The sequence below is a fragment of the Amycolatopsis sp. NPDC049253 genome, from assembly GCF_040678995.1.
GTDB lineage: Bacteria > Actinomycetota > Actinomycetes > Mycobacteriales > Pseudonocardiaceae > Amycolatopsis.
This window is the reverse complement of the sequence record NZ_JBFAQX010000001.1, coordinates 709,584-723,837: the sequence shown is the minus strand read 5'-3', so window position 1 is coordinate 723,837 and position 14,254 is coordinate 709,584. Positions and strand designations below refer to the sequence as shown.

The window sequence follows — 14,254 nt, the reverse complement described above, 5'->3', positions numbered from 1 at the left end:
GTCAGTCCAGCTTTCCGGGCACGATCTGCAGGTAGATCAGCGTGATCACGAAGTTCACGACGAAGAGCAGCAGGAACGTGATGACCACCGACTGGTTCACCGCGTCGCCCACGCCCTTCGGGCCGCCGCTGGGGTGCAGACCCCGGTAGGCGGCCACGACCGCGGCGATGAAGCCGAAGATCAAGGCCTTGAGCTCACCGACCCAGAGGTCGGGCAGCTGCGCCAGCGCGGAGAAGCTCGCCAGGTAGGCGCCCGGGGTGCCGCCCTGGAGGACGACGTTGAAGAAGTAACCGCCGAGCACGCCGATCACGCTGACCATGCCGTTGAGCAGGAGCGCGACGAGCATCATCGCGAGCGTGCGCGGCACGATCAGGCGCTGGACCGCGGAGACGCCCAGCACCTCCATCGCGTCGATCTCCTCGCGGATGGTGCGGGCGCCGATGTCGGCACAGACCGCGCTGCCGCCCGCGCCGGCGACCAGCAGTGCGGTGACGAGCGGGCTGGCCTGCTGCACCGTGGCGAGCACGGAGCCGGCGCCGGTGTAGGACTGCGCGCCGAGCTGGCGGGCGAGCGCGCCGAACTGCAGCGAGATGACCGCACCGAACGGGATCGCGACGAGCGCCGTCGGCAGGATCGTGACGCTGGCGACGAACCACGCCTGCTGGATGAACTCCCGCAGCTGGAACGGACGCTGGAAGATGCCGCGGATGATGTCGAGACCGAGGGCGAACAGGTTCCCGGTCTCGCGGAGCATGCCGTGCCCGGGGATTTTCCTCGCCGGTGCTGCGTTCGAGCTCACGCGCCACCCGGCCCGTTGCCGCCGGGGCCGAAGTAGCCGCCGCCTGGCCCTTGCGGGCTGGAGCCGCCGGGGATCCGGGCGACTTGGTCGGCGGGCAGCTGGCCCTGGTGCTGGTTCGGCACGGGGCCGCGGTCGGAGATCCGCGGGATCTGCTGCGTGTCCTCGGGCCCGGGCCGGCGGGCCGGCGCGTGGGCGGCGTGCACGTTGTAGTGCCGCTGCTCCTCCGGGCTGAGGGACTCGATGATGCCCTCCTGTGCGGCCTGCGGGAGCGTGTGGAGGATCCGCATCACGCGGTCCATCCGGCGGCGGGCGCCCGCGCGCTCGGGCAGGCCGGGGCTGGGCTGCATCTGCGGGACGACGCCGCGGACGTCCTCGTCGGGCGAGCCGTCGGAGTGCCCCGCGGCGGCTTCGGCCTCCTCGCGCGCCATCGTGGCGGTGTCCTTCTCCTCGGACATGCCGATGGGGCCGCGCTTGCGGCCGTTGAGGAACTGCTCGACCACGGGCTCGTCGCTCGTGAGCAGCACCTCGCGGGGGCCGAACATCACGAGCTCCTTGCGGAACAGCATGCCCAGGTTGTCGGGCACGGTGCGCGCGAGGTTGATGTTGTGGGAGACGATGAGGATCGTCGCGTCGATCTGGGTGTTCAGGTCGATGAGCAGCTGCGAGATGTACGCGGTGCGCACGGGGTCCAGACCGGAGTCCGGCTCGTCGACCAGGATGATCTGCGGGTCGAGCACCAGCGCCCGCGCGAGACCCGCGCGCTTGCGCATACCGCCGGAGATCTCGCCGGGCAGCTTCTTGTCCGCGCCGGCCAGGCCCGTCATCTCCAGCTTCTCACCGACGATGCGGCGGATCTCGGACTCGGACTTCTTGGTGTGCTCGCGCAAGGGGAAGGCGACGTTGTCGTAGAGGTTCATCGACCCGAACAGCGCACCGTCCTGGAACAGGACACCGAAGAGCTTGCGGATCTCGTAGAGCTTGTGCTCGGAGCACGTGACGATGTCCACGCCGTTGATCACGCAGCGACCCTTGTCGGGCTTCAGCAGGCCGATCATGGACTTGAGGAACACCGACTTGCCGGTTCCCGACGGGCCGAGCATCGCGGACACTTCACCCGGGGGCAGCGTCAGCGTCACGTCCCGCCAGATGGTCTGCCTGCCGAAGGACTTCGTCAGACCTTCGATGACCACCTCGGCGCCCATCACACCTCCAGGAGCTGTTCCGCGTCGTCGCGCACCGCCGCCCCGCCGCAACTGGCAGCGGAGCCCGCGCCGATGCGCGCCGCGATCTCCGCGTCAACCAGGTGCAACGAGCTGAGTGCGAACAGGTTACTCACCAGTTTTCCGCCCTGGTGAGGCCGGTGAGCACCTCACCCGTTCGTGGCCTTGTCCGGTGACCGCTGGCAGCACGGTAGTGCACGTCACCCAGTGGCGCAGATCCAGATGGCCCAACGATCGGGTTACGGCTGGTCCGACCGGGCGAATCGGACACGAGCGGTGATCAGTCGGTCGCCGAGCCGGTGAACGAGAAAGGGGCGGGCATCCGAGTGGATGCCCGCCCCTTCACGAGGTGGTGCGGTAGGCGCTTGCGCGCCCGGGATCACTTGATGGTGATCTTGGCGCCGGCGGCCTCGAGCTTCTCCTTGGCGGCCTCGGCGGCCTCCTTGTCGACCTTCTCCAGGAGGGCCTTGGGAGCGGCCTCGACCAGCTCCTTGGCCTCCTTCAGGCCCAGGCCCGAGACGACCTCGCGGACGACCTTGATGACCTGGATCTTCTTGTCACCGGCGGACTCGAGGACGACGTCGAACTCGTCCTGCTCCTCGGCGGCGGCCGGGGCGGCGCCGACCGGGCCGGCGGTGACGACAGCGGCCGGGGCGGCGGCGGTGACGTCGAAGGTGGTCTCGAACTCCTTCACGAAGTCCGACAGCTCAAGAAGGGTGAGCTCCTTGAAGGCGTCGATCAGCTCGGCGGTGCTCAGCTTCGCCATGATGGCTTCCTCTCAGAAAAACGAACTCGACGTTCGGGGTGGGGGTGATCAGCTCTCGGCGGGTGCTTCGGCTGCTTCGGTACCGGCGGCGTCGCCCTGCTTTTCCTGCAGCGCGGCAGCCAGGCGGGCGACCTGGGACGCCGGCGCCTGGAACAGCGCGGCGGCCTGGGACAGCTTCGCCTTGAACGCGCCCGCTGCCTTGGAGAGCAGGACCTCACGGCTGTCGAGATCGGCGATCTTGGTGATCTCGTCCACGGACAGCGCTTTGCCGTCCATGTAGCCGCCCTTGATGACAAGCGCGTTGTTGTCCTTCGCGAAGTCGCGAAGCGCCTTCGCGGCGTCGACCGGCTCACCTTCGACGAAGGCGATCGCGGTGGCACCGACGAACAGGTCGTCCAGACCCTGGACGCCGGCGTCCTCGGCGGCACGCTTCACGAGGGTGTTCTTCGCGACCCGGTACTTGGCACTGGTGCCGAGAGCGCGGCGCAGCTGAGACAGCTGGGACACGGAGAGGCCGGTGTACTGGGTAACGACGGTGGCCGAGCTGCTGCGGAAGCTCTCCGCGATCTCGGCGACGGCCGCCACCTTGTCGGGCTTCGCCATGGTCGCCTCCTCTCTTGGCTAGTGGATTCCACTGGTCCTTCGAGAGCCCTCTGAGACGAAAAAACGCCCACGCGCAGTCAGCACGGGGCGTCACACGGCATTTCCCCGAGGGAAGCCGAACCTCGTTCCTCCTGCGCGGGCCGCCCGCTCATCTCGCGGGACCTTCGTTCCGAGTGCCGTGGAGCACCCGGAAAACCAGCGGTCTTCGGTAGAACCGTCATCAACTATACGTGAGGGCTTTCCGGGCTTTCGCCCACCCCCCTGCCTGACCAGCGACAAGCCGCCCGGACTCGGGGATTCGCCGCCGAGCGGGCATCATTGGTGACGTGGCGGAGCAGCGTGATCACGGACAGCCGGACAACCCCACCGGCCCCGGCCCCCGACCTGCCGACGGCACGCAACCGGTTGCGGGCGGGTTGCCGCAGCCATCGGGGCAGTCTGGTTCCGACGGTTGGCCAGGCTCGCAGCAGCCGCCGGCGCCTCAGCACGGGTTGCCGCCGGGGTCGCAGCCGTCCGCGTCCGCACCGAACGACCCGACTCCGGCGCAAGGGTTCCCGGTGCCGAACGGCCTGCCGCCGGGTTCGCAACCGCCCGCCGCGGGGTCCTCACCACACCTCCCCGCGTTGCCCCAGCCGTCCCAGCCCGCCCCGAGCGAGCCACAGCTGGATGCCGCGCAGCTCGAGCAGTTCCGCCAGTTCCAGCAGTTCCAGGACTACCTGCGCTTCACCCAGGCCCAGCAAGGCAACCAACCCGCCCCGATGCCCGACGCCGGCCTCGTCCCCGCGGGCTCCCGCCAGCCGCAGACCCAGCCGGGCTGGCAGCCACCCGTGCCCCCGGGCCCGCCGGGAGCGTTGGCGCCGTACGAGGAACCCCGCCGTCGCCGCCCGGTCCCCCGCTGGCTCAAGCGCCTCGGCGGGAAGATCCTGGGCTGGGTGATCGTGCTGGTGATCCTCGGGATCGCGGCCACGTGGGCCTACCGCCACTACTTCCCCAGTGACGACGGCAAGTCCTCCGCCCAGATCGCGGCCGAGGGCGGCGGGACGTACCACACGAACCACATCTTCTCGACGAACCCGTACGAAGCCGTCCGCTTCGTCTACCACAACATCGCGCAGGGCCTGGTCGAAGACGCGTGCGGCCGGTTCGATGAGCCCGTCCAGACCAAGTTCGCCCAGGACGTGGGCCAGCCCGACTGCAAGGTGGCCGTCGAGAAGCTGCACGCGCAGGTCACCAACGAGAACGACTACGCCGAATCACTGCCCTCGTACGTCTCCGGCGCCCCGCCCGCAGGCGTGGTGACCATCGACTCGTGCGACTACACCATTTCCGGCGGTCCGGCGCTCGGCGTCTTCACCGTGTCCCAAGTAGACAAAGGTCAGTGGCTGATCACGGGGCACTCGCCGGGTCCGGAGAAGTGCGGGCCGCCGTCAGCTTCGAGCTCCACTCCCCCAACAAGCTGACCAGCTTGGGCAGCCGCGCGGCGACCACTTCGGACGGTGCGGCCAGCGCCGCGGCCGCCACCACGCGCCCCGACTCCGTGACGGGCACGGCCACCGCGGCCATCGTCTCCATGGCGTGCCCGGAGTCGACCACGGCGTAGCCCCGCGCGCGGATCTCCGCCGCCTCCGCGAGCAGGTCGACGCCCGTGCGGGTGTCGGGCTCCTGCGCCACCACCGCGCGGCGGTCGGCTTCCGGCAGTGAAGCGAGCAGCACGCGCCCCGCCGCCGTACGCGGGAGCGCGGAGCGAAGGGACCGGGAGAGCGCGTAGTCGAACGGTTCATCGGTGCCGGCCCAGTCGACGTACACCGCGTTGTCGCCCACCTGCACCGCGAGCAGTGCCGCGCACCCGGCGGCCGCGCTCAGCTCGGCCAGCGACTCGTGCGACACCGACCGCACCGGCACGCGGCCGGAGCGCACCGTGAGCACGTGCGGCGCCGGGCCGAGCACGAAGTGCCGCTCCTGCTCGTCGAGGTACCCGACGGCGGCCAGGCCGTTCACCAGCTTCTGCACCGACGACACGGGCGCATCGAGCCGCGCCGCGAGCTGCGTGAGCGTCAGCCCCGAAGCGCTGTTCGCGACCGCCTCCAGGATCGCGGCGACGCGATCGACGGTGCGGTGATGCTGTCGGTTACCCATATAGGTAACACAGTATCACATTGCGTAAATTACTTAGCCTACCTAACTTAAAGGGGGAGGTCATCGATCGAGGAGGCACGAAGTGTCCGAAGGCGCCCTGCACGGCATCCGCGTGATCGACCTGTCGTCGGTGGTCATGGGCCCCTACGCCACCCAGATCATGGGCGACCTCGGGGCCGACGTCGTCAAGGTCGAGTCCCCTGCGGGCGACAGCACCCGCCGGACCCATCCCCAGCGCCACGACGGCATGGGCGCGCTCGCGCTCAACGTCAACCGCAACAAGCGCAGCGTCGAGCTCGACCTCAAGACGGCCGCCGGCCACGAGGCCTTCCTGCGCCTGGTGAAGACCGCCGACGTGCTGGTCACCAACATGCGCCCCGGTGCGCTGCGGCGCCTCGGCCTGGACTACGAGCGGCTCGCGGAGCTCAACCCGCGGCTCGTCTACTGCAACGCGCAGGGCTTCCGCACCGACTCCGACCGCGCGGGCCTCGCCGCCTACGACGAGATCGTGCAGGCGTCCTCCGGCATGGTCGACCTGATGCGCCGCGCGACCGGCACGCCCACCTACGTGCCGACGATCCTCGCCGACAAGCTGTGCGCGCTCACCATCGTCTACTCCGTGCTCGCCGCGGTGGTGCACCAACGCACCACCGGCCGCGGCCAGCGCGTGGAGGTGCCGATGGCCGACACGATGCTGGCGTTCAACCTCGTCGAGCACCTCGCCGGTCACACGTTCGAGCCCGCGATCGGGCCGATGGGCTTCAACCGGTCGATGACCGAGGGCCACCAGGCCGTGCGCACGGCCGACGGCTGGGCCTGCGTCCTGCCCTACACCGAGAAGAACATCGCCGACTTCTTCCGCGCGGCCGGACGCGAAGATCTCGCCACGGACCCGCGGTTCGGCGACCCCGCGAGCCGTGCGAAGCACTACGGCGAGCTGTACGACGAGATCGGCAAGCTGTCGATCGAGAAGACCACGGCGGAGTGGCAGAAGATCTGCGCCGAGCTGTCCATCCCGTTCGCGCCGGTGCTGGAGCTGGAAGACGTGGAGACCGACCCGTACTACACGGGCAGCGGCCTCGTCTCGCTCGCCGAGCACCCGGCGGAAGGCACGTACCGCCAGGTCGGGCCGCCGATGATCCTCTCGGACACGCCGGCGTCAGTCCGCCGGCACACGCCCGCGCGCGGTGAGCACACGAGCGAGCTGCTCGCGGAGCTCGGCTACGCCGGCGAGGAGATCGCGAACCTCGTCTCCCCCGTGTCCGAGTAGGCGAAGAAGTCGGCCAGGGCCAGGGCGAACGCGGGGTCCGCGACGGCCGTCATGTGGTCGCCCGGGACGCGGACCAGGCGGGCGCCCGCGATGCCGATGGCGAGGCGCTCGGGCTGGGCCGCGAGCAGGTCGCGTTCGCCGGCGAGGATCAGGGTGGGGACGGTGATCTCGGTCAGCGGGATGGACGTGCGGCGCGAGGCGCGCAGGACGGCGGCCAGGGCGTCGACGTCGCCACCGGTGCGGCGGGCGAGGCGGCGGAAGGGGCGGACCTGGGCGGGGACGTCGGCGTGGTCGTCGGCGAGGAGGCCGTCGGCGAGCTGTTCGGGCTCGACCACGCGCGTGTCGACGCCGCCGAAGTCGATGATGCCCGCGCCGACGCCGCCAGTGGCCAGGCAGCGCACGCGCTTGTCCGTGGTGGCCACGAGGAGGGCGACGATGGCGCCCATCGAGTAGCCGGCGAGGGAGACCTCGTCGAGGCCCAGCTCGTCGAGCAGGGCGGACACGTCGCGGGCCATCACGTCCTGGCCGTAGCAGGCCGGGTCGTGGGGTTTGTCCGACGCGCCGTGGCCGCGGGCGTCGAGGCCGATGACGGTGAACCCCGCCTCGAGCAGGGTGCGGACGACACCGGTACCGACCCAGTTCACGTGGGCGTCCGCGGCGAAGCCGTGTTGCAGCACGACCGGGCGACGGTGCCGGCCGTCGCCTTCCCACACCGTGTAGCTCAGGCGGAGCCCGTCGGGAGCGGTGAACGTCGTCGTCGGCATGGCTCCATGAGACACGAAAAAAGGGCGGTCACGCACATTGCGTGACCGCCCTTTCGCGTGATGTGCGACTCAGACGGCCGCGTCCTCGCTGAGGAGGTTGCGCGTCCGCAGCGGGTCGACCGGGATGCCCGGGCCCATCGTGGTGGTGAAGGTGATCTTCTTGACGTAGCGGCCCTTGGCCGACGACGGCTTGGCGCGCAGGATCTCGTCCAGCGCGGCCGCGTAGTTCTCCACCAGCTTCTCGGTGTCGAACGACGCCTTGCCGATCACCAGGTGCAGGTTGGCTTGCTTGTCGACGCGGAAGTTGATCTTCCCGCCCTTGATGTCCTGCACGGCCTTCGTGACCGCAGGGGTCACCGTGCCGGTCTTCGGGTTCGGCATCAGGCCACGCGGGCCGAGGATGCGGGCGATGCGGCCCACCTTGGCCATCTGGTCCGGCGTCGCGATGGCGGCGTCGAAGTCGAGCCAGCCACCCTGGATGCGCTCGATCAGCTCGTCCGTGCCGACCGCGTCCGCGCCGGCGGCCTCGGCCTCGGCGGCCTTGTCGCCGACGGCGAAGACGATGACGCGAGCGGTCTTACCGGTACCGTGCGGCAGGTTCACGGTGCCGCGGACCATCTGGTCGGCCTTGCGCGGGTCCACGCCGAGACGCATCGCGACCTCGACGGTCGCGTCCATCTTGGTCTTGGAGGTCTCCTTCGCCAGCTTCGCGGCCTCGAGAGGGGCGTAGAGACGCTCCTTGTCGATGAGCTCCGCAGCCTGGCGGTAAGCCTTGCTGTGCTTGGTCATGCTTCTGTCCTTAACTTCGAAAACGGATCAGTGTGGTGTCAGAGCCAGCACTGGCTCTCCCACGGTGTCGATTGCCTCGACTCCGTCGAGGCGGCGAGATCGCCCTGAGCCGATTTCTTCCCTCCCGATTTCGCTCGGCCCTTGGGGCCGATCGAAATCGCTCAGTCCAGAAACCGGCGCGATCTCGCGGTGGTGCTCAGGAGAAAATCAGCCCTCGACCGTGATGCCCATGGAGCGGGCGGTGCCGGCAATGATCTTCGCCGCCTGGTCGATGTCGTGGGCGTTGAGGTCGGTCTCCTTGGTCTTGGCGATCTCGCGGACCTGGTCCCAGGTGACCTTGGCGACCTTGGTCTTGTGCGGCTCGCCGGAGCCCTTCTCCACGCCCGCGGCCTTGAGCAGCAGCTTGGCGGCCGGCGGCGTCTTCAGCTTGAAGTCGAACGACCGGTCTTCGTACACGGAGATCTCGACCGGGACGACGTCCCCGCGCTGCGACTCGGTCGCGGCGTTGTAGGCCTTGCAGAACTCCATGATGTTGACGCCGTGCTGGCCCAGCGCCGGGCCGACCGGCGGGGCCGGGTTGGCCTGGCCCGCCTTGATCTGCAGCTTGATGATCGCCGCAAGCTTCTTCTTCTTGGGTGGCATTACCTTGTGTCCTTCTTACTGACGTGAGTCCCCCGCACACCTGCCAGTACGCGGGGACTGCCGGTCGGTATTCCCGACCGTCAGATCTTGGAGACCTGGGTGAACGAGAGCTCGACCGGGGTCTCCCGGCCGAAGATCGACACCAGGACCTTCAGCTTCTGTCCGTCGACGTTGACCTCGGAGATCGTCGCGGGCAGCGTGGCGAACGGACCGTCCATGACGGTGACCGACTCGCCGACCTCGAAGTCGACCTCGACAGCGCCGCCACCGGACGGCGCGGACGCCGCGGCAGCTTCGCCCTTGCCGGCCTTCGCCGGGGCTTCCTTCTCGACCTGCGGCGCGAGGAACTTCAGCACCTCGTCCACGGTGAGCGGCGACGGGCGCGAGGTCGCGCCGACGAACCCGGTGACGCCCGGCGTGTTGCGCACCGCGCTCCACGAGGCGTCGTTCAGGTCCATCCGGACCAGGATGTAGCCGGGCAGCACCTTGCGCTGCACCTGCTTGCGCTGGCCGTTCTTGATCTCGGTGACCTCTTCGGTCGGAACCTCGATCTGGAAGATGTAGTCCTCGACGTCCAGCGTCGTGGTGCGGGTCTCGAGGTTGGTCTTGACCTTGTTCTCGTACCCGGCGTAGCTGTGCACGACGTACCACTCGCCCGGCGCGGCCATCAGCTCGGCGCGCAGCGCGGCGACGGGGTCGTCGGACTCGGCGGCCGGCTCGGAGTCGGCGGCTTCGTCGGCCACGGCGGCGGCTTCGCTGTCGTCAGCCTCGGTGTCGGCTTCGTCGTCGGCGCTCTCGTCAGCGCTGTCTTCGACGGCTGCGTCGACCTCTTCGCCGGCGTCGGGCACCTCGACGGGCTCGAGGTGAGCGGACTCCTCGTCGCCGAGTGCCGCGTGCACCTGCTCGTCGGAAAGCTCGGTCAGGTCGCGACCGGCTCCTGTGCCGTTGTCGGAGGTCACGTTCCGTCCTCTCAGTTGATCACTTGCCGGGCCCGGGCAGGCCGGCCCGCGCGGCGCACGGTGGCGCGCCCCTTCGGCGTCAGCCGAAGACCAGCCCGATGACCTGCTTGAAGGCCAGGTCGAGGCCGCTCACGAGGGCCACCATGAACACCACGAACACCAGCACGACCGCGGTGTAGGTGACCATCTGCTTGCGGTTGGGCCAGATGACCTTGCGCAGCTCCGCCCAGACCTCACGGACGAACCGCATGATCCGCGCGAAGACCGACGCCTTCTTCGGCTTCTGGTCCCGCTTCGGGGTCGGCGCGCCCTTGGCGTCGGCGGGCTTCGCGACCTTGTCGCCCGCCTTGCCGGACGGCCGCGTGCCGCCCGAACGCGCCTCGGACTTGCCGGACGGGCGGGCGGAAGCGCGGCGCTCGCGCCGAGCCGCGGCGGTCGCCGGGCGGGACTCGACCCCGGGCTTCTCGCCCGACGCGTCCTGCTCGTGCTCGCCGCTGGCGTCGCTGTCGCTCACGACCACTCCTCCGCTCCACCAGTACCCGTACGCAGGGGTGACAGGACTTGAACCTGCAACCTGCGGTTTTGGAGACCGCTGCTCTGCCAATTGAGCTACACCCCTGTGGAACCTGGTCGCCCAGGCTCCGGAGGACGCATTCCATCGTCCCCACCATCCGGCGGGGATGACCGTAGTGCGTTCCGAGTTCCGAAGTCTACGGCAAGCCGGATCGAGGTCCGCAACCGCGCCCCCCTCGTTAGTCGGGCGCCCTCGCACCGACCCCCCGGCCCCCTGCTCCAGGGCGCCGGGAACGTGACCGGCAAGCGCCGTCGGGCCGTGCCAGGATGACCGCATGCGCCCGTCCGCGATTAATCGGGAAACAACCCTCCGCGCGGTGGTCGACGCGGATTCCACGGTCGTTCATCCCGCACTCGCGGAGCACTTCGGACGCCGCCGGAAAACCTTGCCGCACCGAGGAAAATCCGGCACTCCGCCCGAGAATCCGGTGATCTCCACGGAGGTCGCCGGTCCGGCGCGTGATCTTCGTTGTCCCGCAAGGAAATTCGTCCCCGAGGAGGCCCGGTGACCGCGTTGCGACTCGGACTCGCCCTGCCGCAGTACGGCAAGCTTGCCGACCCCACTGCCATCGCCGGATTCGCCGCCGCGGCCGAGGAGCTCGGCTACGCTTCGCTGTGGGTCGGTGACCGCGTGCTCACCCCGCTCGAGCCCTCGGACCTGTACCCGGGAGGCGGAACGCCGGAGCGGCCGTACCCGCCGGAGTTCATCCACTTCGTCGACCCGTTCGTCGCGCTGACCGCCGCCGCCGGCGCCACGAAGACCGTGCGGCTGGGCATGAGCACGCTCTCGGCGCCCGTCTACGCGCCCGTGCTGCTCGCCCGGACGCTCACGTCGCTCGACCTGCTCTCCGGCGGCCGCCTCGACGCCGGGTTCGGCCTCGGCTGGCTGCGCGACGAGTACACCGCCGCCGGCGCGCCGTGGGCCGGGCGCGGCGCGCGCCTCGACGAGCTGATCCAGGTCCTGCGCACGCTCTGGACCGCCGAGCCCGCGGGCCACGACGGCGAGCGCTGGCAGATCCCCGAGTCGCACGTCGGGCTGCGGCCCGCGCAGAACCCGCACCCGCCGATCCTGCTCGGCGGGATGTCCGAACGCGCCCTGCGCCGCGTCGGCACGAGCGCCGACGGCTGGCTCCCGACACTGCTGCCCCCGCAGTACCTGCACCGGATGTGGTCGGTGATCGCGGACGCGGCCACCGAAGCCGGCCGCGACCCGGCGACGCTGCGGCGCCCGCTGCGCGTCAACCCGCGTGCGGGCACGCCCGTGGTGACGGTGGCCGACCTTGCGTCGGCGCTGAAGGGTGCCGCCGACGAGGGCTTCACCGAGGCGTTCGTGGACCTGCACTACATCGCCGACGGCGTCGACCACGCGCTGGAGCTGGCCGGCCGGCTGCGCACCGCCGTGGACCGGTAGGGGTCTCACCCGGATACCCGTCGTCACGCGGGGTCGCGGACCGGTAGAAACGATCAGGTGGCGGCGAAGAAGAGCGGCGGATGCGGGTTGCTGATCCTGGTGGTCGTGGTCGCGCTGCTCGGGGTCGGGTACTACAAGTCGAAGCACGGGTCGTCGACCGAGCCGCCGGCCGGCGCCGGCACCGGGGGCGGCACAGGCCGCTACGTGGCGCTCGGCGACTCGTACACCTCCGCGCCGCGCACGGGGAAGGCGGCGGGCACGCCCGCGGGCTGTGACCGTTCGGACAACAACTACCCGCACCTGGTGGCCGCGAAGATCAAGCCGGCGCAGTTCGTGGACGTCAGCTGCAGCGGCGCCACCACAGCGGACCTCGCGGGCTCCCAGTCGACCCACGACGGCACGAACCCGCCGCAGCTGGACTCGGTGACGTCGGCGACCACGCTCGTAACCCTGGGCATCGGGGGCAACGACGTCGGGTTCATCGCGCTGGCGCCCGGCTGCGCCACCTCGCACCGCGACGGCGCGCCCTGCCACGACCGCCTCACCGCGGGCGGGCACGACCAGCTCTCCGACCGCATCGACGCCGTGGCGGCCAAGCTCGGCGCGGTGCTCGACAAGATCCACGCCCAGGCCCCGAAGGCCCGCGTGGTCGTGGTCGGCTACCCCACCGTGCTGCCCGACGGTGATGGCTGCTGGCCCGCGATCCCCATCGGGTCCGGCGATGTCGCGTACCTGCGTGACTCGCTGAAGCACCTCAACGACGTGCTCGAAGAGCAGGCCAAGACCCACAACGCGGGCTACGCCGACACGGCCGGGCCGAGCAAGGGCCACGACGTGTGCACGGGCTCGGGCACGCGCTGGGTGGAGGGCCTGGTGCCGACGTCGGCCGCAGCCCCGCTGCACCCCAACGCGCGGGGTGAAGCGGGGATGGCGGCGGCCGTCGAGTCGGTGGTGAGCTGAGCGTCAGGCGCGCACGAGCGCCTGCGGCTTGCCCAGCACGGTCTTGCCGTCGAACTTCACGACCAGGTCCAGGCGGGCGACGCCGTCTTCCGAGATCGCGCCGACCTTGCCCGCCAGTTCGACGAGGGCGCCCTCGGCGTCGTCGGGGACCGCGACGGGGCGGGTGAAGCGGGCGCTGAAGTCCAGCAGGCGCGAGGGGTCGCCGAGCCAGTCGGTGACGACACGGCCGGCCAGAGCCATGGTGAGCATGCCGTGGGCGATCACGTCGGGCAGGCCGACTTCCTTGGCGAAGCGCTCGTTCCAGTGGATCGGGTTGAAGTCCAGCGCGGCGCCCGCGTAGCGGACCAGCTGCTCGCGCGTGACGCGCACCTGCAGCGAGGGCAGTTCGTCGCCGACGTTCACGCGTCCTCCCCTCGCACCACGAGCTGCGCGCGGGTGGTGCAGACCAGCTTGCCGTCGGCGTCGGTGATCCGGGCGCTGACGTTGATGAAGTCATTGCCGGCGCGGGCCATGATGTTCTCGATGGTCGCGCCGATCTCCAGCACGTCGCCCGCGTGCACGGGGCGCTCGTAGGTGAAGCCCTGGTCGCCGTGGACCATGCGCGAGTAGTCGAGCCCGAGCTCCGGGTCTGCCACGATCCCGTTGACCTTGGGCAGGTTCAGGAGCGTGAGGAACGTCGGGGGCGCGACCACGTCCGGGAAACCGGCCGCGCGGGCCGCCTCCGGGTCGCGGTAGATCGGGTTGGGGTCCCCGATCGCCTCGGCGAACTCGAGGATCTTCTCGCGGCTCACCGCGTACTTTCCGGCGGGCGGGTAGCTCCGCCCGGCGAACGACTGGTCCAAAGGCACCCGCTGAGGCTAGCCGACCCGAGCCGGTTGTCCGAGAGGTCCCCGGACCTGCCCTCAGCCGGCCTGAAACTGGCCCTGAACAGCGAAAAGCCGCCCCGGCGCAAGGCCGGGACGGCTGTTCGAAGCTGGACGAGAACCGCTAACGTCAGCGGGTCTCTTTGTGAGTCCGGTGCGTACCGCAGTTCGGGCAGAACTTCTTCATCTCCAAGCGGTCCGGGTCGTTGCGCCGGTTCTTCTTGGTGATGTAGTTGCGGTGCTTGCACTCCTCGCACGCCAGCGTGATCTTGGGTCGCACGTCGGTGGCAGCCACAGCGTTTCCTTCTCTCTCAGATCCGGGGGCCAGCCCCGTCGTTACCGCGTAGCGGTGGCCGGACTTGAACCGGCGACACAGCGATTATGAGCCGCTTGCTCTGCCAACTGAGCTACACCGCCCTAACTCACGCCCACCCACGATACTTACCCCCACTTGCGGGGGTCCAGGGGGGCAAAGCCCGCCCTGACGGGGGCCTGGGGG

At 70.0% G+C, this 14,254-nt stretch carries 18 protein-coding genes and 2 tRNA genes; 4 read left to right on the top strand and 16 right to left on the bottom strand.

Annotation, left to right across the window (positions count from 1 at the left end; translation table 11 throughout):
* Nucleotide 1: 1 nt before the first annotated feature.
* From AB0K15_RS03690 to rplJ, 5 genes are all read right to left on the bottom strand, one after another.
* Entirely contained in the window at nt 2-754 is a 753-nt protein-coding gene (locus AB0K15_RS03690; protein ID WP_326838172.1) for an ABC transporter permease, read from the bottom strand.
* Nucleotides 755-795: 41 nt separating this feature from the next.
* A complete protein-coding gene (locus AB0K15_RS03685) occupies nt 796-2,001 on the bottom strand; it encodes an ATP-binding cassette domain-containing protein (protein ID WP_364045173.1) in 1,206 nt (401 codons plus the stop codon).
* Nucleotides 2,001-2,135, bottom strand: coding sequence for a hypothetical protein (locus AB0K15_RS03680; protein WP_285970684.1), 135 nt, complete (start codon nt 2,133-2,135; stop codon nt 2,001-2,003). Before AB0K15_RS03680 ends, AB0K15_RS03685 begins: the two co-directional genes overlap by 1 nt.
* A gap of 263 nt (nt 2,136-2,398) precedes the next feature.
* Nucleotides 2,399-2,785, bottom strand: a complete 387-nt coding sequence (gene rplL / locus AB0K15_RS03675) for a 50S ribosomal protein L7/L12 (protein ID WP_364045171.1) — start codon at nt 2,783-2,785, stop codon at nt 2,399-2,401.
* A 48-nt stretch (nt 2,786-2,833) separates the two neighbouring features.
* Entirely contained in the window at nt 2,834-3,388 is a 555-nt protein-coding gene (rplJ, locus tag AB0K15_RS03670) for a 50S ribosomal protein L10 (RefSeq protein WP_364045169.1), read from the bottom strand.
* Nucleotides 3,389-4,011: 623 nt separating this feature from the next.
* Here rplJ and AB0K15_RS03665 point away from each other — a divergent pair.
* Complete coding sequence (locus AB0K15_RS03665; protein ID WP_364045167.1) at nt 4,012-4,848, top strand: hypothetical protein; 837 nt, start codon at nt 4,012-4,014, stop codon at nt 4,846-4,848.
* Here the strand turns inward: AB0K15_RS03665 and AB0K15_RS03660 are convergent.
* A complete protein-coding gene (locus AB0K15_RS03660; RefSeq protein WP_364045165.1) occupies nt 4,775-5,524 on the bottom strand; it encodes a helix-turn-helix domain-containing protein in 750 nt (249 codons plus the stop codon). The genes AB0K15_RS03665 and AB0K15_RS03660 overlap by 74 nt on opposite strands.
* Before the next feature lie 82 nt (nt 5,525-5,606).
* Here AB0K15_RS03660 and AB0K15_RS03655 point away from each other — a divergent pair, with 82 nt between their 5' ends.
* Nucleotides 5,607-6,794 (top strand): CoA transferase, encoded by a 1,188-nt coding sequence (locus AB0K15_RS03655; protein WP_364045163.1) that lies wholly within the window; start codon nt 5,607-5,609, stop codon nt 6,792-6,794.
* Here AB0K15_RS03655 and AB0K15_RS03650 read toward each other — a convergent pair.
* From AB0K15_RS03650 to AB0K15_RS03625, 6 genes are all read right to left on the bottom strand, one after another.
* Entirely contained in the window at nt 6,746-7,558 is an 813-nt protein-coding gene (locus tag AB0K15_RS03650) for an alpha/beta hydrolase (RefSeq protein ID WP_364045161.1), read from the bottom strand. The genes AB0K15_RS03655 and AB0K15_RS03650 overlap by 49 nt on opposite strands.
* Before the next feature lie 69 nt (nt 7,559-7,627).
* Nucleotides 7,628-8,347: a 50S ribosomal protein L1 gene (gene rplA / locus AB0K15_RS03645; protein WP_220246051.1), complete on the bottom strand. Its 720-nt coding sequence runs from the start codon at nt 8,345-8,347 to the stop codon at nt 7,628-7,630.
* 207 nt (nt 8,348-8,554) lie between these two features.
* Nucleotides 8,555-8,989 carry a 50S ribosomal protein L11 gene (gene rplK, locus AB0K15_RS03640; RefSeq protein ID WP_204091731.1) on the bottom strand — a complete coding sequence of 145 codons (435 nt, stop codon included), beginning with the start codon at nt 8,987-8,989 and terminating at the stop codon, nt 8,555-8,557.
* Between the two features lie 80 nt (nt 8,990-9,069).
* Complete coding sequence (gene nusG / locus AB0K15_RS03635) at nt 9,070-9,948, bottom strand: transcription termination/antitermination protein NusG (protein ID WP_364045158.1); 879 nt, start codon at nt 9,946-9,948, stop codon at nt 9,070-9,072.
* Between the two features lie 79 nt (nt 9,949-10,027).
* The gene (gene secE, locus AB0K15_RS03630; RefSeq protein ID WP_360597598.1) at nt 10,028-10,462 is read right to left on the bottom strand and encodes a preprotein translocase subunit SecE; all 435 of its coding nucleotides are present in this window, start codon (nt 10,460-10,462) and stop codon (nt 10,028-10,030) included.
* A gap of 32 nt (nt 10,463-10,494) precedes the next feature.
* A tRNA-Trp gene (locus tag AB0K15_RS03625) sits at nt 10,495-10,567 on the bottom strand.
* A gap of 459 nt (nt 10,568-11,026) precedes the next feature.
* On the opposite strand from AB0K15_RS03625, the gene AB0K15_RS03620 reads away from it, so the two are divergent.
* Nucleotides 11,027-11,932: a TIGR03619 family F420-dependent LLM class oxidoreductase gene (locus AB0K15_RS03620; protein WP_364045156.1), complete on the top strand. Its 906-nt coding sequence runs from the start codon at nt 11,027-11,029 to the stop codon at nt 11,930-11,932.
* Between the two features lie 57 nt (nt 11,933-11,989).
* Nucleotides 11,990-12,892, top strand: a complete 903-nt coding sequence (locus tag AB0K15_RS03615) for an SGNH/GDSL hydrolase family protein (RefSeq protein WP_364045154.1) — start codon at nt 11,990-11,992, stop codon at nt 12,890-12,892.
* 3 nt (nt 12,893-12,895) lie between these two features.
* Here AB0K15_RS03615 and AB0K15_RS03610 read toward each other — a convergent pair whose 3' ends face one another.
* The 4 genes from AB0K15_RS03610 to AB0K15_RS03595 form a co-directional block, all read right to left on the bottom strand.
* Nucleotides 12,896-13,294: a MaoC family dehydratase gene (locus AB0K15_RS03610; RefSeq protein WP_364045152.1), complete on the bottom strand. Its 399-nt coding sequence runs from the start codon at nt 13,292-13,294 to the stop codon at nt 12,896-12,898.
* On the bottom strand, nt 13,291-13,740 hold the full coding sequence (locus tag AB0K15_RS03605; protein ID WP_285970696.1) for a MaoC family dehydratase N-terminal domain-containing protein: 450 nt from the start codon (nt 13,738-13,740) through the stop codon (nt 13,291-13,293). Before AB0K15_RS03605 ends, AB0K15_RS03610 begins: the two co-directional genes overlap by 4 nt.
* Nucleotides 13,741-13,885: 145 nt before the next feature.
* Complete coding sequence (gene rpmG, locus AB0K15_RS03600; RefSeq protein ID WP_020668467.1) at nt 13,886-14,050, bottom strand: 50S ribosomal protein L33; 165 nt, start codon at nt 14,048-14,050, stop codon at nt 13,886-13,888.
* 49 nt (nt 14,051-14,099) lie between these two features.
* Nucleotides 14,100-14,172: transfer RNA gene (locus tag AB0K15_RS03595), tRNA-Met, on the bottom strand.
* Nucleotides 14,173-14,254: the final 82 nt, after the last annotated feature.